Source organism: Paenibacillus phoenicis (genome assembly GCF_034718895.1).
Lineage (GTDB): Bacteria > Bacillota > Bacilli > Paenibacillales > Paenibacillaceae > Fontibacillus > Fontibacillus phoenicis.
The window spans coordinates 59,057-81,885 of record NZ_JAYERP010000001.1 but is presented as its reverse complement, the minus strand read 5'-3'; the positions used below and the strand labels follow the sequence as shown (position 1 = coordinate 81,885).

Below are 22,829 nucleotides of genomic sequence, written 5' to 3'. Positions count from 1 at the left end.
CCCTGTCCTATGAAATCCCTACGCGAAGAGGCAGCGTAAACCGGACGGCGGTTCCAGCCCCTTCCTCGCTGTCGATCTCGATTTGTTCCTCTCCGTCAAAAAATAAATGCAGCCGCTTGAACACATTATGCGTACCCAAGCCGGTCGAATGCCTTTTACCCCCCATCTGCGGAGCATCGCCGCGTACCGATTGCAGCAGCCGATCCACCGTCTCTCGGCTCATGCCAACCCCGTTATCGCGGATTTCAATCTCGACCCGATCCCCCTCGCCAAGGCGAATCGCCAGCTCCAGCACAGCCCCTTCCTCCATCTGTTCAATGCCGTGTACAAAAGCGTTCTCCAGAATCGGCTGCAAGGTTAAGCAAGGGACTCTCCCGTCCAGTGCGCGTTCGTCGATGTTCATCCTGAAGGCAATCCGATCGCGGAACCGCGCCTTCTGGATGTTCATGTATTCCGTAACATGGGCCACCTCCTCGCGCAGCGGGACCGCCTGGTCAAGCTTCTGCAAGTTGTAGCGCAGCAGACGAGACACGGAAACAGCCAGGTCGCTTGTCTTGGTTGCCCCTTCGAGATAGGCCAGCTTGGAGATGGAGTTTAAAGTATTAAATAAAAAATGCGGATTGATCTGGCTTTGCAGCGTCTTGAGCTCCAGCTCCTTCACCAGCCGGTCCTTCTCCAAGTTGTTGATATTCTCCGCCATCAGCTGCTGGATGTTGTCAATCATTCCATTAAACGCCCGGCACAAAATACTAATCTCATCGTTGCTGTCGCTCTCCGGCGCTTTCGTGTCCATCCGCCCTTTGGAGATCTGCTTGGCAGTCGCGACCAGCCGGCGGATCGGATTGGTAATGCTGCGCGACAACCAAATCGCCAGCAGAATGCTGAAGGCCGCTGCCGTCACCACCAGCAGAATGCCCAGCTTGTTCAGATTTCCGGTCGCATCCATCATCTCTTCGTAAATCGGCTTATATTGCTCCAGCTCCAAGTCGACCAGCTCCTGAGCCTCCTCGCGGATAAAGCGCTGCGTCTGCTCGGCTTCGATATAAGCCCCGGCCATCGTATCGGAATCCTCGTAACTGATCCGCTCGATCATCGCCTCGGCCTGCTCCAGGAACGTGTCGATCAGGTTGCGGTAATTGGCGAGGGCCAGGTCGCTTCCGCCAATCGTTTGGAGGCCGTCGAGATCCGATCTCAAGGACTTGACTGCGTTTAAATGCTTAACAACCTCGGGCAAGCTTTCCATGTCCACTTGCATGATGAAACGGTTCATCGACCGCATGTTCTCTCCCACCTCGTAGGAGATCTCTTTGTACAGCAAGATGCGCTTCATCATCAAGTGGTAGCTCTCCTGAACACTCTTTCCGCTTTGGAACAGGAAAAACGATACCGAACTCATCACCAGCACGAACAGCGGGATGAACAGAAACAACTTGCGGCGGATGCTCATAAACTCTCGCCCTCCTCCACATTGTGCGCATTCAGCACCTTCACTTCCGTGAAGTAAGCCTTCTTCAGCGGTTGTCCCCCAAAGTGCTCATAAAGGAGCCGAACGGCCGTTTCCCCCATCAAAAAAGGCTGCTGCGCAACCGTCGCTTCGATCTCCCCCTTGCGAATCGCCTCCAGCGTTTCCTTCTGATTGTCGAAGCCGATAATCGTCAGGTCGTCGCGGTTTTTGGCCGCCTGCAGCATGCCAAGCGCATCGGTTGCACTGGTGCCGACCATAATGGTGATCTCCGGATGGTTCCGGAGCATGTTGGCCGCCTGCTGGATCGCCTCCATGTGGGAGATGTTCGAGCTGCGAACGTCCACGATCTCCAGCCCCTCGTGTTCGGCGACGATTTTCTTCAGCCCGTCCAGCCGCTGCAGCTGGTTGGCGGCCTGATCGCTGCCGATGATCACGCCGATCTTGCCAATCCCGCCAGTCGTCTCCACGACAAGGCGACCCAGGCGCTCGCCCGCGGCTAAATTGTCAGTGCCGACATAAGTCAGCCGCTGGCTGTTTGGCGCGTCGGTGTCGATGGTCACGACGGGGATGCCACGGCGTACCGCCTTATCGATGACCGGCGTAAACCGCTCTTCATTGAGCCCCTGCACGATAATCGCGTCGACGCGGGCGGCGATCGCTTTTTCCAGCAGGTTCAGTTGCTCTTCCATGTTGTTGCGCACCGGCCCCGTGAACTCGATGTCGATTCCATACTTCTCCGCCGCCTCCGCTGCACCTTTCTCCACCATTTCCCAATAGGGATGGTAGCGCTCTTGCTCGATCAGCACGATATGATAGCGTGGCTCTCCGCTCGCGGGCTGCCCTTGCAGCTCCTTGACAATGCTGCCGATTTTCCCCGAGTACCTGGCAAAGCCGATAAACAAATAGACCAAAACCACGATGCAGATCATGATGCCCGCCAGCCATTTCTTGTCCTTCATGAACCAGTTCACCTCTTCCGATAATCCTATCTCAGGATGTAAACGGTTGCAACTAGGTTTGATAAAAGCTATCTAACAGCGGACCCTTTCAATATTCAGATCTCAGGCCTGTCAAGCCTCTACGTTTCTCAATTACATGATTGTGAAGGAGAGGGGGGCGATAGTGGGGGATGATAGCAATCAGAAGAGTGTAATTATCGTAAGTAGGTTCAATCGGATAGGAGGCTACCCAATAATGGAGTAGCCGACCTTCCACACCACCGTACGTACCATTCGGTATACGGCGGTTCAACCGCTTGAGTGCAATTGACGTAATCGCTCGTATTGAGCAGGGAAGTCATAATACCCTGCTCGTGCGAGCCTTTCGTTTGTTACAGAGCGATTTAATATTGCGCTTCCGGCTACACGCCAATAGCCCAATCGAGTGTTTCCCCATGGGTATGCCTGCCACTCCGGTATTCCCAGCTTTCGCAGGTTTTGCACCCTCGTCTTCGGCTTCTTCCATTGTTTCCAGATGTACATCCGCATCCGTCTTCGCAGCCATTCATTCCAGTTCTGCAGAATTCGCTTCATGTCCGCTACATAGAAATGGCCGATCCAGCCGCGAATGTAGACCTTTACGTTTTCCATGACTTGCCGTACATTTCTGCCTTGGCTTCGACTCGTTAGCTCTTTTAGCTTCTTCTTCGCTTTGGCCAGGGATTAACGATGTACGCGTATGTATACGCCGTCTCCGTTCTTTCCCAAAGCAAATCCGAGGAATTTGAAGTGCCTTTGCGCTAAGACGCTAACGACCTTGCTCTTCTGCGTATTCATTTGGAGCTTTAGCTTCTGTTCCAGATACTTCCGGCTGGATTCCAGCAGTCGTATGGCTGCTCGCTTACTCTTTGCTAGCACCACGATGTCATCGGCATAGCGGATCACCTCCACGCCTCGGTTTCCATCTCCTGATCAAATTCGTTTAGATTGTTCAGCCCTTCCGCTCGCCGCTGTCCCGGCTCCGCGTACTATGGCCTCTGCTGACTTCTCACAGCAAGCTTTACTCCATGCTTCGGATTTTCCTGCTCCATGTCTGTGAGACCTCCCCGGGTAAGAGCGATAACTTTCCCCTCATCTATCTGCCACATTTACATGATGAGATTCGGGCAGTATTGGACTTTACTTTGTCGTGCAAGCTCGTCCGTCTCACCATGCCTTGTATGTGATTTCTGTTCGTCAGACCGAGGGTTTGCCTCCGGCTTCCTTCAGATTCCGCCTCGCGACGGACACCCTTGCCCTTGGCTAACAGTTCCTACTGCCAAGCCTGTAGCGGACTTTCACCGCCTAGTTATCGCCCATGCCGGGCGCACACGAATAAGCCCAAACTGGCCAACCAGTTTGGGCTTGATTTCTATTTATTCTGCGGAAATCGAAGCGTCTGCCGCGTGCAGCAGGCCGAAATTGGCTTCTGACGTCCACCATTAGCTCGCGACAGCTTCGAATGGAATGAACAGCCTAGCTATCGGACAATATTTTAGCTGATTATTTCTCCTTTTGGATTTCTGCCCAAATCAGATAGATCAGCCCCGCAATTAATGCAATAATTTCAGGAATCATCGAGTAAGAAAAGGTTGCCCCCATGGCATTGCTAAATGTACCTTCAGCAAAATTGCCATTCTTTTGCCCCATGATTGCAGCCACTAGTAAGTGAGTTGAATTACGGAATATAAATAACATTGCCGCGATCACGATTAGGATTGTACCGGTACCTCGTTTATTCATAACTTGTCACCTTATATTTCAGTTGGGTTTAGTGCTGCTCTCTTTTACTGTATAGAGTCCGTCGGGTAATCCAGCATTTCCTGGTTTGGCTATATAAACATCAAGAAAATAGGTTTTGTCCACAATTTTCACATTAGTAAAACCATCAAAATTCCATACTTCTTCATGCATAGTTCCATAGGAATTACTCATATTGGGGGTATATTCCATCCAGGAATATTTGTGGGGTGGAATTTTTTGTGTAACAGAATCGCTATCACTGTAAGTATTACTCCAAGAAGAGCCTACTGTTACACCTGCTGTGAATGCGTTTTTCGCATACGTGGAGGTAAGGGATACATTGCTTGTATAAGATTGCGAAGCAGTGAAAGAAATAGTCCGGGTCACTTCCTGACTTGTTTCATTGTATACAGGAACAGAAATCCTACGAGTTAAGTCGTTACGATACACGGATTGAATAAAACCAGCCTCAGTATATATGCTCATGTCTATTAATGCAAAAGGAGTTATTTCGTCTGGTTTCAATTCATTAGCAACACCATCATTTTTGTTTAGTTTTGCCTGGTTTATATTCTTTTGTCTCTCAATCTCTTGTACTTTATGGTTATTTTGTTCCATAAGTACCTCGTATTCTGTTGCACTTAACTCTTTTTTCACGCCATTTTCAACTAAGATCGCTCTAACTACTTTAATCTCTTCTGAACCTATACTCCCACTCTCAGCAAAAGTCGAAGGAACTGCGAATGCAAACATACTTACCACAAGTGACAGGACGACAGGAAACTTCCCACAAGTGACAGGACGACAGGAAACTTCGAAAACTTCATTACAAATACCACCTTTCCTCTCTAAGGATAATTTGATATAAATTTACATTAATAGAATACAACATACAGTGGTATTTTTCAATTTTTAACAATTAAAACCTTTAAATAATTTTAAGCGGGCGACAACACTGCCGCCCTTTATGCCTCGTCCGCTGCGAACCGCAGGCCAAACTGGCGTCTGGCTTCCTCCATCAGCTCGGCGACAGCCAGCGAACGGGCATGCGTATTGATCTGGCTCTCCCGCTTGCCGCTGAGAATCAGCTCAATGAACTCCAGCGCCTCGTAGTACATCGACTCCTGCGGCTGGAAGCAGGTCAGCTCCTCGGTTGTGCCGTCACGGTACAGGATTTTGACCTCATACGGCTGGTTGATTCGATCGATCACGATCGTTCCGTATTCCCCCTGGATTTCCGTTGGCAAATAGGAGTCGGTAATTTTGGAATACATAATCACGCCGTCCATCTCCGGATAACGCACAACGAGACTGCCTTCCCCGTCTACGCCTGAAGACAGCATGATCGCCGAAGCCTGCACGGATTCCGGTTTCCCGAACAACGTCACCATCGGATAGATACAATAAATGCCGAGGTCCATCAAAGCCCCGCTGGAAAACGCAGGATTAAAGGCATTCATCACCTTGCCCTGCTTAAAGGCGTCATACCGCGAAGAATACTGGCAGTAGCTTGAAAAATAACGCCGCACCTGGCCGATTTTGTACAAATTATCCTGAACGGCCCGGAAGTTCGGCATCAGCGTCGATTTCAGCGCCTCCATTAACAGCACGTCGTTGCGACGCGCCGCTTCGATCATCCGGCGAACCTCTGCCGCATTGGACGCCATCGGCTTCTCGCATAACACATGCTTGCCGTGGTCCATCATCAAGATGGCCTGCTCCGCATGAAATGAATTCGGGCTGGCGATGTAAACGGCATCGACGTCAGAGCTGGCCGCTAAGGCTTTCAAATCCGTATAGACCTGCGGATCGCCAAACTTGGCAGCAAACTCTCTGCCCTTCTCCTCGGTCCGGGAGTAAACCGCCGTTAAGGCAAATTGCTCCGTTTCCAGTGCTGCCTGAATAAAACGTTCCGTAATCCAGTTCGTTCCAATCGTGGCGAAACGTATCACATTGATTTCCTCCCTTTGTTCATGGTTGCTTCACTCGTATTCTCTCATTCCCTGTCAACCTTGTCCACTTTCGCATGCATTCACATATCCTGTCAATACAAACTGCTTACTTGCGCATGGCAAGAAAACTCATCTACAATAGATATAACGAAATGAACAAGGTTTCGGGGTTTAAGAGGGGTGATATTGTGATTAACGACAGCAAGTTTTTTTCCAAAAATGAAATCAAGTATATGGTCAGTGGAGACTCCATTTCCAAAGGCGTCATCTATGATGAACAACGTCATAAGTACGTCGTCTTGGAGAACAATTATGTTTCACTGCTGCAGCAGAAGCTGAAGGGTGCGGTTCATAATACCGCGCGGTTTGGTAACACGTTAATGAAGGGGCTCACGAACCTCAAGAGGGACGTGGAGAAAGATAAACCCCACATCGTCTTAATCGAGTATGGAGGCAATGACTGTGATTTCAACTGGAACGAAATTGCTGAGCATCCCGATGCAGAACACCACCCGAAAACCGACTTTTCCTTATTCGAAAAAATGCTGACCGAAGCGATCCAATTCGTTAAGAGTCAGAACATTGTCCCGGTCCTGATGAGCTTGCCGCCGCTCAACGCCGACAATTACTTCAAATGGGTCAGCCGCAACGACCCGGAAGCGGAGAAGAATATCCTGAAATGGCTGGGGAGCGTCACAAAGATTTATTGGTGGCAGGAACGGTACAATTCAACGATTCTGAAAGTATCGGAAATGACCAAGACCAAAATGATCGACGTGCGCGGCGCATTTCTGGAGCACCCCGATTACACGAAGTTCCTCTGCTCAGACGGTATCCATCCGAACGAAGACGGTCACCGGATCATCTGCGATAAGGTGCTGGAGTTCGTCCGCAATAACTACCGGTTCTTGCTGCGGGAAGGAAGCGGCGGATTGGCGTTGGAATAGAGAACTGTCATAGAACGAGAGACCTGAGGATGTCAGGTCTCTTTTTTGCGGGCTTGTAAATCGCGCCATACCTTCTTGTTGCTGTATTCCTTGCTGGTGCTGATGTCCGGGCCAAACCAGGCCGGCGGCTCAAAGGACCGCGCCTCTTCCTCCGAGCTAAACTCCACTTCGAGCACGATAAAATCGATCTGGTCGTAAACGTCGATCTCTACTGTACGCTTGTCCCATTCGGCAGTCACCCGTCGTTTGGTCAAAGGGATCGCCTGATGAATCGCGATAATCTGCTCATACAGCCCCTCCGAAATGGACACTTCCACTTCTTCGCGGGACAGGCCAAACCCTCTTTTGAAGGTATGCGTATATTGAATCTCTCCGGTACGCAAATCCTCGATCCTGCGAACCCGCAGCTCCTGATCCTCATGCAGGGCTAGATACGTCTGGTCGATCGCATGTTCCGACCGAACCACCAGCGCTCCCTCCCGAATCAGTTGCTCCGGATACGCCGGTAACAGAAACTTGCGTTCAATTTCCAGCGACAACGGAAAAAACCTCCTCATGTTCTTTTCAGTAAAAATTCAGTATCCGTTCATCGTGAATTCAGCGGTCTTTCATGCTCCATTCAGTTGTTATTCATGCTGGATTCAGTCCCCCCAGATACACTGGACATATCCATTATACGAATACATACCTAGGGGGACAATCACGTGAAACTCATCCAAGACATGAAGATTGCGCTAAAAATCCGCTTGCTGGCGTATTGCCTGTTTGCGTTTCTCCTTATCATCGGTGTCGTGGGTCTTCGGGAAATTTCCAACGTTAACGACAAGCTGGAGGAACTGAATAACGAACGGCTCGTGCCGATCGTGAAGCTGGAGGAGCTGAAATCGAGCATGATTGCGGCGAGCACCTCGGCCAACAGCTACATGAACGCCTCCGATGACGAAGAACGCGCTTCGCTGAAGGAGGAAATCACCGCAACCTTAACGAAGATCGAGGCAAGCTTGTCCGAATATAACGATGAAACTGACCAAGCGACTGTAAGCAATGTATTGACTACATACGCAGCATATACTGAGGCGTTGGACAACTTCCTGACGACGTACCAGAACGGCATGACCGGTCCAGGAGGCCCAGGGGCGAACGCGCCTGCAACGGAGGAGGCCGCTGAAGCGGGTGCTGAAGCAGGGGATGCAACAGGGGTTGCGGCGGGGGCAGACCCAGCCGCCGAACCGGCAGGGGAACCCGGCGGACCTCCAGCAGAAATGACCGCCTTGGATACGGCGAAAGCCGAATTGATCGACGCGATGGACGGCTGGATCAATGAACATATCAATGAAGCGCGGCAAACCTATGAAGACAGCAAAGCGGTCTACCGTTCCACCTGGATCACCATGTTGATCCTGCTGGCCATTTCCGCCGCCGTCACTGTCGTTCTGGCATTGTTTATTATTCGCGCCGTCGTCCATCCGATTGAAAAAGTAACCGCCAAGCTGAAGGAGATTGCCGACAGCAACGGCGATTTAACCGGGCGAATCGGTTATCGCAGCAAGGATGAGCTCGGCGTGCTCAGCCAAAGCTTTGACGCCTTTATGGCCAAGCTGCAAACGATCATCGGGGAAATCATCGCCTCCAGCGGCACGATGTATTCCGCCAGTCAGTTGCTGAGCCGGGCAACGGGAGAAACCACCGCTTCACTGGAAAACATCTCCGCCACGGTACAGCAGATCGCTTCCGGCACCTCGGAGAATGCCGCTGTCGCGGAGGAAACGTCCGCCAGCTTAACCGATATGGCCCGGTTCTCCGAATCCACGGCCATCGCCAGCAAACATACAGCGGAGAAGAGTAAAATCGTCGGCGAAGCCGCAGCCAACGGGGCGATGAAAATTACAGAGATCGAAGAGGCCATTACCGATATCGAGTCGTCAACCCGCCTCGTTACGTCAACGATCCGCCAGCTTAACGATTCATCCGAGCGCATCGCCAACATGACCGAGCTGATCGCCGGCATCTCTGCCCAAACCAATCTGCTGGCGCTGAATGCCGCGATTGAAGCGGCCCGCGCCGGGGAAGCCGGCAGAGGATTTTCCGTCGTGGCCGATGAAATTCGCAAGCTGGCCGATGAGAGTCGGATCGCCGCTCAAGAGATCGCCGATGTGGTTGCCGACAACCAGTTGAAGTCGGCGGAAGCCGTAGCCTCGGCCAATGAAGCGGCCGGCAAGGTGCAAGAAGGCGTGGAAAAAGCGGCGGAGGCAAAGCGCAGTATCGATCATATTCTGGGCAGCGTGCAAGAAATCATCGGCCAGATCGCCCGCATCGATGAGGATAACGATCGGCAGGCGCAGAGCACCCGGGAGATGGAGAAAGCGATCAGCAGCATCGCGATCGCGACCGAAGAGATCGCCGGAGGCACGGAGCAGATTAGTAGCAGCATCCAGCAGCAGCTCGCCACGATGAACGAAATCGACGGCACCGCCGACCAGCTGGCCGCGATGGCGAAGAAGCTGCAGGACATGACCTCCGGCTTCACGGTGTAAGGATGTTCAGGCACCATGCTCGAGCACAATAAGAAAAACGCCTGGCGGCGTCCTTTTAAGTTCGTTCAACTGAGTTCATACGTGTAAAATGGCCGGGTGTGGGAGAAAAACTTATACCCGGCTATTTTCTTACATCGCTAATCCTGTACTCGTAACCATGAATTCCCTCGTAATATTCCGGGTACATGCCTCCTCCACATTCTTCGCAGCTGAATTGCGGAGGTACGGTTGGATCTCCATCATCCATCGCATCGAAATTCCGAACGACATTCAGCGGAATCTCTTCTGTTGTATGACATTGAAGACAAATGTAGGTTACTTTCGCTTTGCTATGCAGCCCGCTTTGCGGCTTTTTCTTTTTCTTCGCTACCTTTCGTTTCTTTGACACCGGCGACATCCCGAATCATCCTCTCCAGACATGCCTTTGAGGTGGAGCACACCGCGTACTTCACCTTCAACTTCCCATCCTCAAGGCAGGCTTCTCCCTTGTATTCGTAATAACTTTCGCATTTTGGGCAACATGGCGGCTTCCCCGTCTGCTCCTTGATCCGTTCACTCCACGTTCTGCGTTTTAATATCCGCTTTGCCTTGACAATCCATCTTCTCGCGGCTTTTTGCCACTCACTGACTAACTTCTTGCACAGGCTCTTGATCCGCCGCGAATAAACCCCGTAGTAACGGATCGTTTTGAAGTTTTCATCCGGAATATGCCGCACAAGTCTACCCATAAATTCTTCTACCGAAATCGTCTCGGTCTTCTCTTCCCCGTCATTCTTATCCCGGTAACGAAATGTCACCTTTTCTCCGTCATACGCTTCGATCCGGCTAACCGCTATCGCTGGTCTTCTCATGTATCGCCCGATATACCCGAGTTGCTGCTTGACGTTCCCTTTCTGTTTCGGAGCATGCACATAAAAGCCTTCTCCGTTCTCGCAGTAAGCTTTTTGCAAACGGGACTGCACTTGCTTTTTCTCTTGTTCACTTAACTTTCGACGAATCAGCTTCAAAACAACCGTCTGCCATTGCTTACGCAGCATCTCGAACGGAATAAAATCGTATGTTTTCCACTCGCCGGTCTTCTTCATTCCTCCCATCGTTACAAGCATATGTACATGAGGATTGAAGTTAAGCCGTGCCCCAAACGTATGCAACCCGGCTACGATTCCGGGAGTTACCTTATGTTTCTTCTCAAAATGTTCTTTGACTAAGCGTACCGCTTCATCCATAAATTCTTTGAGTAATTTTGCCCGATGGAGCAGAAAGATTTCCCGTAATCCTTCGTCGATCGTGAAGACGACATGGCGGTGGTTGACTTGGAATACATCTTGTTCCAGGAGACGTGCCCATTCCTCTGTTTCTCCGCATGAACAGGTCGTACAGAATCTTCCTTTACAACGATACGGAACGAGCCATAGGTCATGACATCCTTCACATACCATCAGCTTAAAACCGTTTCTGGGATCCCCGCATCGACGGAACTTCTCTACTTCCTTCCGCACATTGGCACGCAGCTTGCCACCATGTTTTGCCACAAACCGATCCCAGTGCCCTCGCTCATCAAAGAAGATTCGTTTCAAAATGTTCGTCTCCATATCCTAACCTTACCAAAAACAGAAATCAGGCGGAAGACCTGCTCCCACCCCAAAATTTATAAATTCTATAATGTCAAAGAAAGCCGTCCCGGGAGTTCAAGCTCCCTGGGACGGCTTCTTTAGGTCATATCGGAAATCTATTCGAAATTTCATATATAAAATGGTGCCAACGAAGAAAAAAAGGGAATCTATTCGGTTTTTCATATAGATTTAGGCTGTTTCTCTCGGAAATGAGCAAATGTATATGAAATTTCATATAGATTCCCTTAAATCCGCCCAAATCGTTAAATTGTATTCGATTTTTCATATACATTAGGCGCGAGAGGGGAGTGGGAAGGCTCAACAGCGGAACAAGTTGCTGGACATGACCTCCGGCTTCACCGTGCAAGTCTATGGCGCCCGGTAACCGATCTCCCCGTTGACGATGGTCATCCGCACCTGGACTTGGAGAAGCTGCTCGGGGTCGCCTTCGATCTCCCGGTCGATGACCGTAAAATCCCCGGCTTTCCCCACGGCGATCTCCCCGCGCTCCTCCGCTTCCCCGGCGGCCTGTGCACTGCCGCGGGTAAAGAGCGCCAAGGCCTCCGCCGTCGTCAGCTTCTCCTCGGGCAGATAGCCCTCGTGCGTCTCCTCCGGCGCCCGCCGGGTCACCGCCGCATGCAGCCCGAGGAACGGGCTGAGCGGCTCAATTGGCGCGTCGCTGCCGCCGGCGCAGGCGATTCCGGCCGCCAGCAGCTTCTTCCAGGCGTACAGGTACTCCGTACGCCCTTCCCCCACCCGCTCCAGCACCCAGGGGAAGTCGCTGGCCACGAACCGCGGCTGGATATCCGCCGCGAGCGGCAGCGCGGCCATGCGCTGGACGAGCCCGGCGTCCAGCACCTGCGCATGGATCAGCCGGTCCGGGAGCCGGCTGCCGGAGATCAGCGGCTGCGCCTCCATCGCGCGCAGCGTGAGATCGGCGCCGCCGTCGCCGATCGCGTGCACGGCGATCGGGAAGCCCTGCCGCCGCGCCTCGCGCACGATCTCGGCGAGCCGCTCCTCCGGATGGATCGCCATGCCCCGGGTGTGCGGCGCATCGCTGTACGGCTGCTTTAGCAGCGCGGTGCGGCCGCCGATCGCTCCGTCGGCGAACAGCTTCACCGCACCGATGCGCAGCCAGTCATCGCCGTCGCCGGCCCGCACCCCAAGCTCTTCCGCCTCCTCCAGGAACGGATAGTACAGCAGCTGGTGGGTGCGGAAGGCGATCCCTTCCTCGCGCAGCTCGCGGCAAATCCGCCGCATCGTCTCGATGCTGCCTAGAAACCGCAGGTCCTCGGTATGGGCAGCTGTGAGCCCAAGGCGCAGCGCGTCGAGCCAGGCGCGGCGGATGGCGTCCTTCTTCGCGGCGTAGTCCGGTTCGGGCTGCGCCCGGGTGAACGGCACCGACGCCTCCTCATACACCCAGCCGTTTAAGCGGCCGTCCTCGTCTCTGCCGTAAGCGCCAGCTTCCGGATCCGGCGTATCCGCCGTAATCCCCGCGCGGCGAAACGCCTCGGAGTTGGCCAGATACGCATGGAAGCAGGTGCGCGTCAGGAAGATCGGATGGCGGTCGCTGGCCGCATCCAGCTCCTCCAGCGTTGGCGCAGCGGCAGGCACGAACCGATTCTCGTCCCAATTCAAGCCGAGAATCCACTCGCCGGGCGGCGTCACGGCAGCGCGCTCCCGCACGAGGCGCAGCATCTCCTCCTTCGAAGTGACGCCGCTGAAATCAAGCATGGCGAGCTTCATGCCGTGCATGGACAGGTGCATATGCGAGTCGGTTAAGCCGGGGAGCACCACGGCCCCTTCCCAGTCGACGGTACGCACCGCCCGGCCCGCCAGCTGCAGCTTGAGCTCTGCCGTCCTCCCGATGGCGCGAATGCGCCCATTCTCCACGTATATCGCATCCGCTTCTTTCTCGGAGAGTCCGCTCTGCTCCAACGTTTGGATTCTCCCGTTGATAAATAACGTGCCTGTCACGAACACCGCTCCTTTCTGCCTATCCGTCGGCCTGTGTGCCTGCTTTTTTTCACGGCAGACTTACATTACATCCCAAGCATAAACTGAACGATCTTATCGTGCATTCCCGGCAGCCCTTCATGACCGAAATCCGGGTAGATTTCCAGCTTCTTCGGCGAAGTAATCGCGTTGTATGCGGCAAATTGCGTGGACGGCGGGCAAATCTCGTCCATCAATCCAACGCCCATCAGCACTTCGGCTTGAATGCGGCTGGCCAGATGGTGCACGTCAATGTAGCCTAGCTTGGCAAACAGCTCCTCCTCCCGCTCATGCTGCGGATCGAAGCGGCGGAAATACAAACGCAGCTCCTCGTATGCGTTTTTGGCCAAATCCATCTCCCATACCCGGCGGTAATCGGAGAGGAACGGATAAACTGGAGCAGCCCGGCGAACCCGCGGCTCCAGCGCTGCGCAAGCTAACGTGATCCCGCCGCCTTGCGACCAACCGGTAACGCCAACGCGATTCTCGTCGATCTCCGGCATATCCATCGCGATCCCCGTCAATTGCACGGCATCCAGGAAAATATGGCGGAACAACATATTTTGCGGATCCCCGTCTACCCCGCGGATGATGTGGCCTTGCAGCGTATTGCCGATCGTTCCGCCGACATCCTCCGATTTGCCGCCTTGGCCGCGGCAGTCCATCGCAAAGACATGGAAGCCCAGCGAGGCGTACCCCAGCTTCTCGGTCCAGTCCCCGGCATTCCCGGAATAACCGTGGAACAGGATCACGGCCGGCGCCGGGCCATCCGATTTAGCCGGACGCACGTATTGCGCATGGATGCGGGCTCCCTTTACCCCGGTAAAATAAAGATGATAACATTCCACACCCGGCAGCTGATATTCGGCCTTTTCCAATCGCACCTGCGGATCAACCGCGCGCATTTCCCGCAGCGCGACCTCCCAATAAGCGTCGAAATCCGGCAGCTTCGGGTTCATTCCTTTGTACTTGCGTAACTCGTCCAAAGGCTTGTCGATAACCGGCATTGACCTCTTCCTCTCTCCACAATAGGGTCTAATTTTACCGTCCGGCTGAACTGTAGCAGTTGCCGGGCCATCGCTCACAGTATAGCTTGACAACGCTTTCTATACAAGAGGAAGGAGAAGTATGACCAGTTTGCGTGCCCATGGTACACTATTTTTATAGATGAAGATAAAAAAAACGAACGGATAGGAGCCATACAGATGAACAACAACTACAAAATCGTCTTCTTTGATCTCGACGGCACGCTGCTGAACGAGGACAAGCAAGTCCCTCAGGATACAATCCAGGCCATCGCTGAACTAAAAGCAAACGGTATCGAGCCGGTCATTGCGACCGGGCGGGCGCCGTATTTTTTTGAACCGATCGCCAAGCTGCTGGACATCGAATCCTTCGTCAGTCTGAACGGCGCTTACGTCGTCTACCGGGGCGAGCCGCTGCTCCAGCGGCCCCTGCCCGCGCAAAGTCTCCGGAAGCTCGTCGAGCTGGCCGGACGTCATCAGCATCCGCTGGTGTTTCAGGGGCATGAACGCTACTGCGCCAATACCGAGGCTCACCCCTTTGTCGTGGAATCCATTAATTCCCTGAAGGTCGAGCATCCGGGATTCGATCCGGAATTTTGGAGCAAATCCCCGGTGTATCAAGCCTTTCTGCATTGTGAGGAGCAGGACGAAGCGCTGTACGATGGGCAATTCGAGGACTTGCGTCTGATCCGTTGGCACCCGAAAGCGATGGATGTGACGCTCCGCGGCGGCTCCAAGGCGATAGGCATCGCAGCCATGCTGGAGCGTCTCGGCATCCCCCTGTCCGCTGCTGTAGCCTTCGGGGACGGTTTGAATGATAAGGAAATGCTGCAGGAAGTAGGGTTGGGGATCGCCATGGGCAATTCCTATCCGGAGCTGCTGCCTTATGCCGATTATGTCACAGCTGCCGTGGATGAGGGCGGTATCCGTCAGGGGCTGCGTTATGCGGGACTGATTAACTGAGACTTTTCGCAAAAAATGGGAGATTCTTTGAAACATCTGCAGCCCTTCCTGCGTCAAAGGGTTAAACCAAACTGAATCCGGAAGGAGGGAAATGATACCCAAAGCCTCGCCGGACGCTGCGCAAGAGCAGAGCAGCCGACGGATCGGATGCGTTTAACTCACTACTGTTTCCAGGAGGGATTTTGCGAATGAAACCGAAAAGAACTTTCTCTTTCTCTAAACTTTCAAAGCTGACGCTGCTAATGGTCATCGCGTTCACGATGATGTTTGGCGGTACGGCCTCAGCTTTCAGCGACATTAAAGGCGACAAGGAGCAGAAGGCGATCGAACGCCTGGAGAAGCTGGGGATCATTAAAGGCGGCCTTCACGGTCGTTACTACCCGGCCCAGAAGCTGACGGGTGCTGCAGCCGTCTCTCTGATCGTGAAAACGCTGGACCTGAACTTCGATACGGTCCGGTTCATCCAATTGCCAAAAGCCAGCAACTATTACACCAAGGTGAAAGATAACGCTTGGTATTCCGAAGCCTTCGTGATCGCGAACTACTACGGGCTGGACATTCCGAAGGACATCAACCCGGCCGCCAAAGTGACGAAGGAGCAATTCAGCCACTGGCTGTTCAAAGCGCTGAGCACGAAGGGCGAATACGCGTTTACGATGCAATATTTGTCCATCAATGATGAGAAGCAAATCAACAAAGACTATATGAACAGCATTCAAGCGCTTCTGAAAGCCAAAATCGTCACCCTGGATAAGAAGGGCAACTTCGGACCGAAGCAACCGATCTCCCGCAGTGAAGCCGCAGGCATGCTTGATCGGACGCTGCAATTTATCAAAGACAATGAGCCGATTGTGAACCCGATTCCCGGCCTGTACGATTTTGGAGTGAGCACAGACAAAATCACCAGTGACGTGACGAAAGTGAAGATCACGGCGATGGCGCCGCATCCGGGCTACGGCCTGGAAGTGTCGAATATCTCCTTTAAAGACGGCAAGGCGATCATCGACTATCGCGTCGTAGAGCCTCAGCCAGGACAATTTTATCCTCAGGTCATTTCCGAGGTGAAGGCCGTCACGTACATTCCGGCCGGATACCAGCCGGTGCTGGGCGCCCAATCGAAATAACCCGCATGATATGAAAAAAAGAAAGGACCGCATGGGTCCGGCAGCAGCCGGACGATCGCGGTCCTTTCTTTGTTATGTGGAGTTTATGCTCGAGGCTCCGGGTTTCCAAACGTCCGAATCCACCGATAGCGATTCACCTTCACGATCGCCACCAAGCATTTCAGAATCTGATCGGATTTAAGACAGATAAACGTCAGCAGCGGCGATAACCCCAACACCGCAGCGCATAGAAAGGCGGAAGGCAACACGATCAGCCACATGAAGATAAAATCGTTGTACAACACAAATTTCGTATCTCCCCCGCTGCGCACAATTCCCGTCAGCGCCGGCATTTGGTAAGCCGTGCCTACCGCCGTAATGGAGAGCACCGTCATAAACTGCAGGGCCAGATCCTTCGATGCCGGGGATATGGCATAAAATCCCAGTACCATGTCTTTGATCAAGAAGAGCACCGCCCCCGTCCCCAAACCGATGATCACATAAAGCACCTGCAGCGTTTGGGCGTATGGCTTGATTTTCTCCGGATGTCCGGCGCCAATCGTCTTCCCGATGATGACGGCCGTTGCACTGGCCGAAGCGTACGTGACGACCGACACGATTTGGAAGACCGTCGTGGCGATGCTGTTCGCGGCGATCGCTGCTTCCCCCATATGCCCCAAGATCCCGGACTGTACCGCCATGGCCAGCCCCCAGAGGGCATTAGACATCAGGATTGGGGAGCCCACGCTAAGGTATTGCTTGAACGTGCCCCGGTCAAATTGGAAGAAGTCCCGCAGCGCGAACCGGATTTTGCGATCCACCCGTTTGAGATATCCCACCACGATGGCCAACTCGATGATCCGGGCCGTTAACGTCGCTGCGGCCGAGCCGCGCACGCCCCAAGCCGGAAAGCCAAAATGCCCGTAAATCAGCAAATAGTTCAGGCAGACGTTGATCAGTAATGTCGATACGGAGAGGATAAATCCAACTCTGACCGTTTCCACGCTGCGCAGGGAAGCGAGCAGCAGATTGGTTGCCGCAAAAAAGAGATAGGAGAAGCCGATAATCCGTAAATATTTGGCCCCTTCAGCGATGACGCTGTCCTCGTTGGTGAATAAAGACAGGCATCCGTGCGGGAACAAGAACACCGCCAGCCACAGCAGCAACGCTAGTAGCAGCGCCAGGCGCATCCCGATGCTGGCCACCCGCTTGATGGTCCCCATGTCCCGCGCGCCCCATGCCCGTGACGACAGGATGACGACGCCCTCCCCTACGCCCAGCACGAGCATTTGCAGCAGGAACTGGATCTGGTTGGCCAGAGCTACTCCGGATAAGGCCGATTCGCTGTAACCGCCAAGCATGATATTGTCCGATAAGTTGACGCCAAAGGAAATGATGTTTTGCAAAGCAATTACCAGAGTCAGTCTGAAGAAGCTGCGATAAAATGCCTTATCCTGCACCAGAAATTTCATGTTTGCGTACCAGCTTTCATGTATGCTTACTAGCCTTCACGTTTGCTTACCAGCCCAACGATTTGAAGCGGATATCCCGTTCCCATAGCTCTTGCAGTTTTCGCAGTGATTCCTCCGGCAGAGGCGCGCTGCTTGCAGCTACATTTTCACGAAGCTGAGCGCTGTTTCGGACGCCGGGAATCACCGTTGTCACCTCAGGATACGCCAAAATAAAACGAAGTGCCGCCATCGTCATCGTCGTGTGCTCATCTTCCAGGAAGCGAATTTGCTCCACCAGCTTCGCACGGGTCTGAATCACTTCCGGAGACCAGCGGCTGCGCACGCCGGAGAACGAGCTGTTCTCGTCATATTTGCCCGACAACCAGCCGGAATCCAGCGGCACCTTAATAATGAGCGCAACATCTTTCTCCTGTGCGGCCTGGAACGCTTGTGCTGTTTCCTGATAAAAGATGTTGAACATCACTTCCATAACCCCAAGCTGAGAATGCTCCAGCGCCTCCAACATCTCACGGCTGGAATCGACGGACACGCCATATGCCAGAATTTTGCCTTCCGCCTTCAGATCCTCCAGCACTTGATAATGACCGTATTTACCATCCAGAACATCAAACGGCGGATTATGGATCAATACCGAGTCCAAATAATCGGTTTGCAGCCGCATCAGGCTGCGTTCCACCGAATTGCGGATCTGAGATGCGGAATAATCGGTCCCTTCCGGGGAATGACCGAACTTCGTATTGATGACCGCTTTGTCCCGTTTTCGTTCCAACGCTTTGCCGAGTAAGACCTCGCTTTTGCCTTGCCCGTAATTGGGAGCGGTATCAAAAAAGTTCACCCCAAGATCCAGCGCCTCGTGCACGAGCCGAATGGCCTCATCATCCTCCATCCCCGCCCAATCCTGCTTGTTGCCAAGCTGCCAAGCACCAAAGCCGATTTCCGACACCTGCTTGCCGGTCGTTCCGTACCTTCTGTACTTCATCCTCTCACGCTCCTGCGATGTTTGGATTTTAAATAAAGGAACTCATGCCCCAATTCTAGACCGGATCATGTAAGCCGCGCAAGGAGAAATCCGCTCCCCCCCTTTCCTACTTGAAACCTGTCCGCATACAACGTTAAGATATATGACATAAAAGAGGTTTTTCACGGGAAATACCGCAAAAACCTCTTTACGAAAACCGGAAGCTTGGATTATGATGCCATAAGCATGATACCTAATCTTACATATTTAAGATTTGAGGATATACGCGCGGGACTCGGACTCCGAGCTGACAAACGACCTCATAGTTGATCGTTCCGATCCAATCGGCGACCTCGTCAATCGATATCGCCGCCGTATCGCTCGTTCCGCCAAAGAGGATCACTTCCTCTCCCGCTTGGACGCCCTCTACCTCGGTGACATCCAACATCGTCTGGTCCATGCACACTCGGCCGATGATTGGCGCCCGCTGTCCGCGAACCAGCGCAAACCCTCGGTTCGAAAGCGTCCGCGACAGCCCGTCGGCGTATCCGATGGGAACCGTGGCGATCAGCCGCTCCTCGGCTGCCCGGTACGTCCGGCCGTAGCCGACGGTTTGGCCCGGCTTGATCCGCCGCAGCGAAGCGATTTTCGTCTTGAGCTGCATCGCCTGCTGCAAAGGATATTCCGGCAGCCGCAGCTGCGGCGAAGGATATAGCCCGTAGAGTGCGATCCCGATGCGAACGAGATCCAGATGCATTTGCGGGAACCGCATCGCGGCAGCACTGTTGCAGCAGTGCTTGATCGGTACGTGCAATCCGTGAGCCTCCAGGGCATCGAGACAAGCTTGGAACCGGGCGAATTGCTCCCACGTATACGTCGGGTCGGGTCCGTCCGCATCCGCGAAATGGGTAAACACGCCTTCCAGGATGACGAAGGGCGCAGCCGCTGCCGCAAGTTCAGCGAGCTCAATCACCGCCCGGGTGCTGGATAAGCCGATCCGGGACATCCCGGTATCCACCTTCAAGTGGATGCGTGCTGCACACCCTTGCTTTTTGGCGCAAGCGATCGTCTCCTGCAGGACTTCCTGGGTATCCACCGTCAAGGTGATGCCCTGCCGAACCGCCGCTTCGACGCCAAACGGTGGCGTGTAGCCGAGCACTAGAATAGGTTGTGATATACCGGCCGCTCGCAGCTGCAGCGCCTCATCAACGAGGGCAACGCCGAGACAATCGGCGCCGGCATGGATGGCGGCTTGCGCCGCTTGCACCGCTCCGTGTCCGTAGCCGTTCGCTTTGACTACGGCCATCAGCCGGCAGCCCTCGGCGATTTGCTTGCGGAAGAGCCTCGTATTGTGGGCGATGGCGTCCAGCGACACCTCCGCCCAAGTTTCCCGATAGCCGGTAGGGGTGGAGACCCTCGATTGCATCGTTGTCATCGTGGAATACCTCTTTCCTAATCAATAATCAGCATGAAGCATCTTGAAATTAAGTATAATTGAGCCGCTCCTGCCGGGGTTTGTCTTCCTACCCCAAAAAAACGGCATGATCCTAGTGCGGCTTCACAAACCATACCGCATCGGAGGTGACGCTCGCCTATGAGCCAAGATCAAGACGATATTTTCGAGCCATACTCCGACAATCTGGAATTGCTCGCGGAGAAGATCAGCGACGTGCTGGGCCGTCCGGTCACGATCGAAGACGCCAACCATCGGCTGGTTGCCTACAGCTCGCACGAGCCGGAGACCGACGCGGCGCGGCTGGCCACCATCGTCGGGCGCCGGGTGCCCGATCAGATCATTGGCAGTCTCTGGCGGGACGGCGTTATGCCTCGCCTATTGGAGAGCGAAGCGCCGATTCGCGTCGCTCCGATTCAAGAGGTGGGGCTTAGCGGCCGCGTTGCAACGGCGATCCGTTTGGGCTCCCGGGTTGTCGGCTTTATTTGGGTGCTGGAGGCGGAGAGGCCTTTTTCAGAACGGGAAATGGCGTTATTCGCCAAGGCGGCCCAAGCCGCCCGCACCAAAATGGCTAGGTGGCAGCTGCAGCGCCATAAGGAGGAAGAGGCGCATCGCGATTTTTTCTGGCAGCTGCTGACCGGGCATCTGTCCAACGAAACCCTAATCCGGGATAAGGCTCAGCGGATCGGGATCGCACTCCCTCCGCAATTCCATGTGGTCGTCCTGCAGTTTGCCGCCGAAGTGAAGGAATCGTGGCAGCGGCAGGCGCTGGAGAAATGCGCTCCCCTCTCCGCTTATAGCCGGATCGTGCTGCACGCCATCAATAAAAATCAGCTGATTTTGTTATTTGCGCCGATAACGGCGGATACTAAGGATGGAGTCGCCAGCCAGCTGGGGCTGCTTCAGCAGAATTTGCGCACCTATTTTTCGCCGCATTTCCTAGGATTGGCCAGCGGATGTCTCTACAGCGAATACGGACGGCTGGAAGACAGCTACCGCGAAGCGCTGCTCCTGCTTGAGGTGAAGCAGCGGTTTCCCAAGGAGACCGGAGATCTCGTGATATATAGCGATCTCGGGTATTACCGGTATCTTCCCCGAATCTGGGAGGAGCTTCAGCGGCATGGCCGCGCGGGCAGCCAACTGGCCCGGCTGCGGGCCTACGATCAGGAGCATCACAGCGAGCTGGTGCACACGCTGGAGGTGTTTTTGGCGCATGACAGCAATGCGAAGACAGCCGCCGAAGCCCTGCATGTTCATGCGAATACCCTGAATTACCGGCTGAAGCGAATCGCTGAAATCGGCCGGATCGACTTAACCAGCATGGAGCAGAAAGTAACCTTATATTTGGAACTCAAAGCCGAACGTTTCGGCGGCAGCAACGCATTGTGAAATTTCACAATGCGGGCTGTCTTTTTTCTCATATCGCCACAAACAAAAATCACAGCTCCTGTCCTATACTGATGTCAGATCGTTTGACAGAGGAGGTTACAGCATGATCATTGGAGTCCCCAAAGAAATCAAAAATAATGAGAATCGAGTTGCCCTGACCCCATCGGGCGCCTATTCGCTGGTGAAAGCAGGTCACTCGGTATGGATCGAGACCCAGGCGGGTGCCGGCAGCGGCTTTGAGGATACGGAATATGCGGCCGCCGGGGCCAAGGTGGTCGGCAGCGCCGCCGAAGCCTGGTCGGCCGATCTGGTGATGAAGGTGAAGGAGCCGCAGCCGTCGGAGTATGGCTTTTTCCGTCCAGGTCTGATCCTGTTCACGTATTTGCATCTGGCGCCGGAACCGGAACTGACGCAAGCGTTAAAAGATCAAGGTGTGACCGCCATCGCGTATGAAACGGTTGAAGTGAACAAAACGCTGCCGCTGTTGACGCCAATGAGCGAGGTTGCCGGTCGGATGTCCGTGCAAATCGGGGCGCAGTTCCTGGAGAAGCCGCACGGCGGCAAAGGCATCCTGCTCGGCGGTGTGCCTGGCGTGAAGCGCGGCAAAGTGACGATCATCGGCGGAGGCGTCGTTGGCACGAACGCAGCCCGAGTGGCGATCGGCCTGGGCGCCGACGTGACGATCATCGATCTGAATCCGGATCGCCTGCGGCAGCTGGAGGACATCTTTGGCGCCAGCGTGCAGACGCTGATGTCGAATCCGCAGCACATCGCCGAGTCGGTTGCTGAATCCGACCTGGTGATCGGCGCGGTGCTGATCCCCGGTGCCAAGGCGCCAAAGCTGGTCACCGAAAGCATGGTGAAGGCGATGCGCCCCGGCTCGGTCATCGTGGACGTGGCCATCGACCAGGGCGGCATCTTCGAAACGGTCGACCGGATCACGACCCATTCCGATCCGACCTATGTGAAGCATGGCGTCGTGCATTACGCCGTGGCGAACATGCCGGGCGCCGTACCGCGCACCTCTACGCTGGCGCTGGCCAACGCTACGCTGCCTTATGCGCTGGAGATCGCCTCGAAGGGCCTTTACACGGCGCTCAGTGAACGGGCAGCTCTGCGCAAAGGCGTTAACGTCGCCGCTGGTGCGATTACGTACGCCTCTGTTGCCCGGGACCTTCACTACGAGTATGTGCCTGTTGAGCAAGCGCTGGAGCTGCCCAGTTCCCCAGTTAACTAGGCG

20 protein-coding genes are annotated in these 22,829 nt (G+C 54.1%); 6 read left to right on the top strand and 14 right to left on the bottom strand.

Annotated elements, in window-relative coordinates; translation table 11 throughout:
• Positions 1–7 precede the first annotated feature (7 nt).
• The 7 genes from U9M73_RS00335 to U9M73_RS00310 all read right to left on the bottom strand — a co-directional run bounded on the left by U9M73_RS00335 (position 8) and on the right by U9M73_RS00310 (position 6,134).
• The gene (locus tag U9M73_RS00335) at positions 8–1,447 is read right to left on the bottom strand and encodes a sensor histidine kinase (RefSeq protein WP_260069763.1); all 1,440 of its coding nucleotides are present in this window, start codon (positions 1,445–1,447) and stop codon (positions 8–10) included.
• Entirely contained in the window at positions 1,444–2,424 is a 981-nt protein-coding gene (locus U9M73_RS00330; RefSeq protein ID WP_323075846.1) for a sugar-binding protein, read from the bottom strand. The genes U9M73_RS00335 and U9M73_RS00330 overlap by 4 nt, the downstream gene beginning before the upstream one ends.
• 288 nt (positions 2,425–2,712) lie before the next feature.
• Positions 2,713–3,123 (bottom strand): group II intron maturase-specific domain-containing protein, encoded by a 411-nt coding sequence (locus U9M73_RS22115; protein ID WP_407673965.1) that lies wholly within the window; start codon positions 3,121–3,123, stop codon positions 2,713–2,715.
• A gap of 3 nt (positions 3,124–3,126) precedes the next feature.
• Positions 3,127–3,354 (bottom strand): reverse transcriptase domain-containing protein, encoded by a 228-nt coding sequence (locus U9M73_RS00325; RefSeq protein WP_260069761.1) that lies wholly within the window; start codon positions 3,352–3,354, stop codon positions 3,127–3,129.
• Positions 3,355–3,945: 591 nt separating this feature from the next.
• Positions 3,946–4,185, bottom strand: a complete 240-nt coding sequence (locus tag U9M73_RS00320) for a hypothetical protein (protein ID WP_009224636.1) — start codon at positions 4,183–4,185, stop codon at positions 3,946–3,948.
• A gap of 18 nt (positions 4,186–4,203) precedes the next feature.
• The gene (locus U9M73_RS00315; protein ID WP_009224635.1) at positions 4,204–4,938 is read right to left on the bottom strand and encodes a hypothetical protein; all 735 of its coding nucleotides are present in this window, start codon (positions 4,936–4,938) and stop codon (positions 4,204–4,206) included.
• Between the two features lie 212 nt (positions 4,939–5,150).
• On the bottom strand, positions 5,151–6,134 hold the full coding sequence (locus U9M73_RS00310; RefSeq protein ID WP_269724332.1) for a Gfo/Idh/MocA family protein: 984 nt from the start codon (positions 6,132–6,134) through the stop codon (positions 5,151–5,153).
• 191 nt (positions 6,135–6,325) lie between these two features.
• On the opposite strand from U9M73_RS00310, the gene U9M73_RS00305 reads away from it, so the two are divergent.
• Positions 6,326–7,084: an SGNH/GDSL hydrolase family protein gene (locus U9M73_RS00305; protein WP_323075840.1), complete on the top strand. Its 759-nt coding sequence runs from the start codon at positions 6,326–6,328 to the stop codon at positions 7,082–7,084.
• 32 nt (positions 7,085–7,116) lie between these two features.
• On the opposite strand, the gene U9M73_RS00300 is transcribed toward U9M73_RS00305, so the two are convergent.
• Entirely contained in the window at positions 7,117–7,623 is a 507-nt protein-coding gene (locus U9M73_RS00300; RefSeq protein WP_009224632.1) for a CYTH domain-containing protein, read from the bottom strand.
• Between the two features lie 165 nt (positions 7,624–7,788).
• On the opposite strand from U9M73_RS00300, the gene U9M73_RS00295 reads away from it, so the two are divergent.
• Positions 7,789–9,618: a methyl-accepting chemotaxis protein gene (locus U9M73_RS00295; RefSeq protein ID WP_009224631.1), complete on the top strand. Its 1,830-nt coding sequence runs from the start codon at positions 7,789–7,791 to the stop codon at positions 9,616–9,618.
• 329 nt (positions 9,619–9,947) lie between these two features.
• Here the strand turns inward: U9M73_RS00295 and U9M73_RS00290 are convergent, their stop codons facing one another.
• The 3 genes from U9M73_RS00290 to U9M73_RS00280 form a co-directional block, all read right to left on the bottom strand.
• Entirely contained in the window at positions 9,948–11,210 is a 1,263-nt protein-coding gene (locus U9M73_RS00290; RefSeq protein WP_456094082.1) for an IS91 family transposase, read from the bottom strand.
• Between the two features lie 390 nt (positions 11,211–11,600).
• On the bottom strand, positions 11,601–13,208 hold the full coding sequence (locus tag U9M73_RS00285) for an amidohydrolase (RefSeq protein WP_407673852.1): 1,608 nt from the start codon (positions 13,206–13,208) through the stop codon (positions 11,601–11,603).
• 65 nt (positions 13,209–13,273) lie between these two features.
• A complete protein-coding gene (locus U9M73_RS00280) occupies positions 13,274–14,233 on the bottom strand; it encodes an alpha/beta fold hydrolase (protein WP_009224628.1) in 960 nt (319 codons plus the stop codon).
• A gap of 198 nt (positions 14,234–14,431) precedes the next feature.
• On the opposite strand from U9M73_RS00280, the gene U9M73_RS00275 reads away from it, so the two are divergent.
• Both U9M73_RS00275 and U9M73_RS00270 read left to right on the top strand, forming a co-directional pair.
• A complete protein-coding gene (locus U9M73_RS00275; protein ID WP_323075834.1) occupies positions 14,432–15,214 on the top strand; it encodes a Cof-type HAD-IIB family hydrolase in 783 nt (260 codons plus the stop codon).
• A gap of 188 nt (positions 15,215–15,402) precedes the next feature.
• Positions 15,403–16,338, top strand: a complete 936-nt coding sequence (locus U9M73_RS00270) for an S-layer homology domain-containing protein (protein ID WP_260069757.1) — start codon at positions 15,403–15,405, stop codon at positions 16,336–16,338.
• A gap of 83 nt (positions 16,339–16,421) precedes the next feature.
• Here U9M73_RS00270 and U9M73_RS00265 read toward each other — a convergent pair whose 3' ends face one another.
• From U9M73_RS00265 to alr, 3 genes are all read right to left on the bottom strand, one after another.
• Entirely contained in the window at positions 16,422–17,789 is a 1,368-nt protein-coding gene (locus U9M73_RS00265; RefSeq protein ID WP_323075832.1) for an MATE family efflux transporter, read from the bottom strand.
• A gap of 46 nt (positions 17,790–17,835) precedes the next feature.
• Positions 17,836–18,768, bottom strand: coding sequence for an aldo/keto reductase (locus tag U9M73_RS00260; RefSeq protein WP_316011272.1), 933 nt, complete (start codon positions 18,766–18,768; stop codon positions 17,836–17,838).
• A gap of 238 nt (positions 18,769–19,006) precedes the next feature.
• Positions 19,007–20,182, bottom strand: a complete 1,176-nt coding sequence (gene alr / locus U9M73_RS00255) for an alanine racemase (protein ID WP_323075830.1) — start codon at positions 20,180–20,182, stop codon at positions 19,007–19,009.
• A gap of 159 nt (positions 20,183–20,341) precedes the next feature.
• On the opposite strand from alr, the gene U9M73_RS00250 reads away from it, so the two are divergent.
• Positions 20,342–21,589: a PucR family transcriptional regulator gene (locus tag U9M73_RS00250; protein WP_323075828.1), complete on the top strand. Its 1,248-nt coding sequence runs from the start codon at positions 20,342–20,344 to the stop codon at positions 21,587–21,589.
• 103 nt (positions 21,590–21,692) lie between these two features.
• On the top strand, positions 21,693–22,826 hold the full coding sequence (gene ald, locus U9M73_RS00245; protein ID WP_323075827.1) for an alanine dehydrogenase: 1,134 nt from the start codon (positions 21,693–21,695) through the stop codon (positions 22,824–22,826).
• Positions 22,827–22,829 lie beyond the last annotated feature (3 nt).

Bases quoted from the DNA above. Each gene is read 5' to 3' on its own strand.
- U9M73_RS00290 (WP_456094082.1), bottom strand. From the start codon at position 11,210: ATGGAGACGAACATTTTGAAACGAATCTTCTTTGATGAGCGAGGGCAC.
- U9M73_RS00315 (WP_009224635.1), bottom strand. From the start codon at position 4,938: ATGTTTGCATTCGCAGTTCCTTCGACTTTTGCTGAGAGTGGGAGTATA.
- U9M73_RS00275 (WP_323075834.1), top strand. From the start codon at position 14,432: ATGAACAACAACTACAAAATCGTCTTCTTTGATCTCGACGGCACGCTG.
- U9M73_RS00280 (WP_009224628.1), bottom strand. From the start codon at position 14,233: ATGCCGGTTATCGACAAGCCTTTGGACGAGTTACGCAAGTACAAAGGA.
- U9M73_RS00270 (WP_260069757.1), top strand. From the start codon at position 15,403: ATGAAACCGAAAAGAACTTTCTCTTTCTCTAAACTTTCAAAGCTGACG.
- U9M73_RS00250 (WP_323075828.1), top strand. From the start codon at position 20,342: ATGAGCCAAGATCAAGACGATATTTTCGAGCCATACTCCGACAATCTG.
- U9M73_RS00330 (WP_323075846.1), bottom strand. From the start codon at position 2,424: ATGAAGGACAAGAAATGGCTGGCGGGCATCATGATCTGCATCGTGGTT.
- U9M73_RS00260 (WP_316011272.1), bottom strand. From the start codon at position 18,768: ATGAAGTACAGAAGGTACGGAACGACCGGCAAGCAGGTGTCGGAAATC.
- U9M73_RS00320 (WP_009224636.1), bottom strand. From the start codon at position 4,185: ATGAATAAACGAGGTACCGGTACAATCCTAATCGTGATCGCGGCAATG.
- alr (WP_323075830.1), bottom strand. From the start codon at position 20,182: ATGACAACGATGCAATCGAGGGTCTCCACCCCTACCGGCTATCGGGAA.
- U9M73_RS00265 (WP_323075832.1), bottom strand. From the start codon at position 17,789: ATGAAATTTCTGGTGCAGGATAAGGCATTTTATCGCAGCTTCTTCAGA.
- ald (WP_323075827.1), top strand. From the start codon at position 21,693: ATGATCATTGGAGTCCCCAAAGAAATCAAAAATAATGAGAATCGAGTT.
- U9M73_RS00335 (WP_260069763.1), bottom strand. From the start codon at position 1,447: ATGAGCATCCGCCGCAAGTTGTTTCTGTTCATCCCGCTGTTCGTGCTG.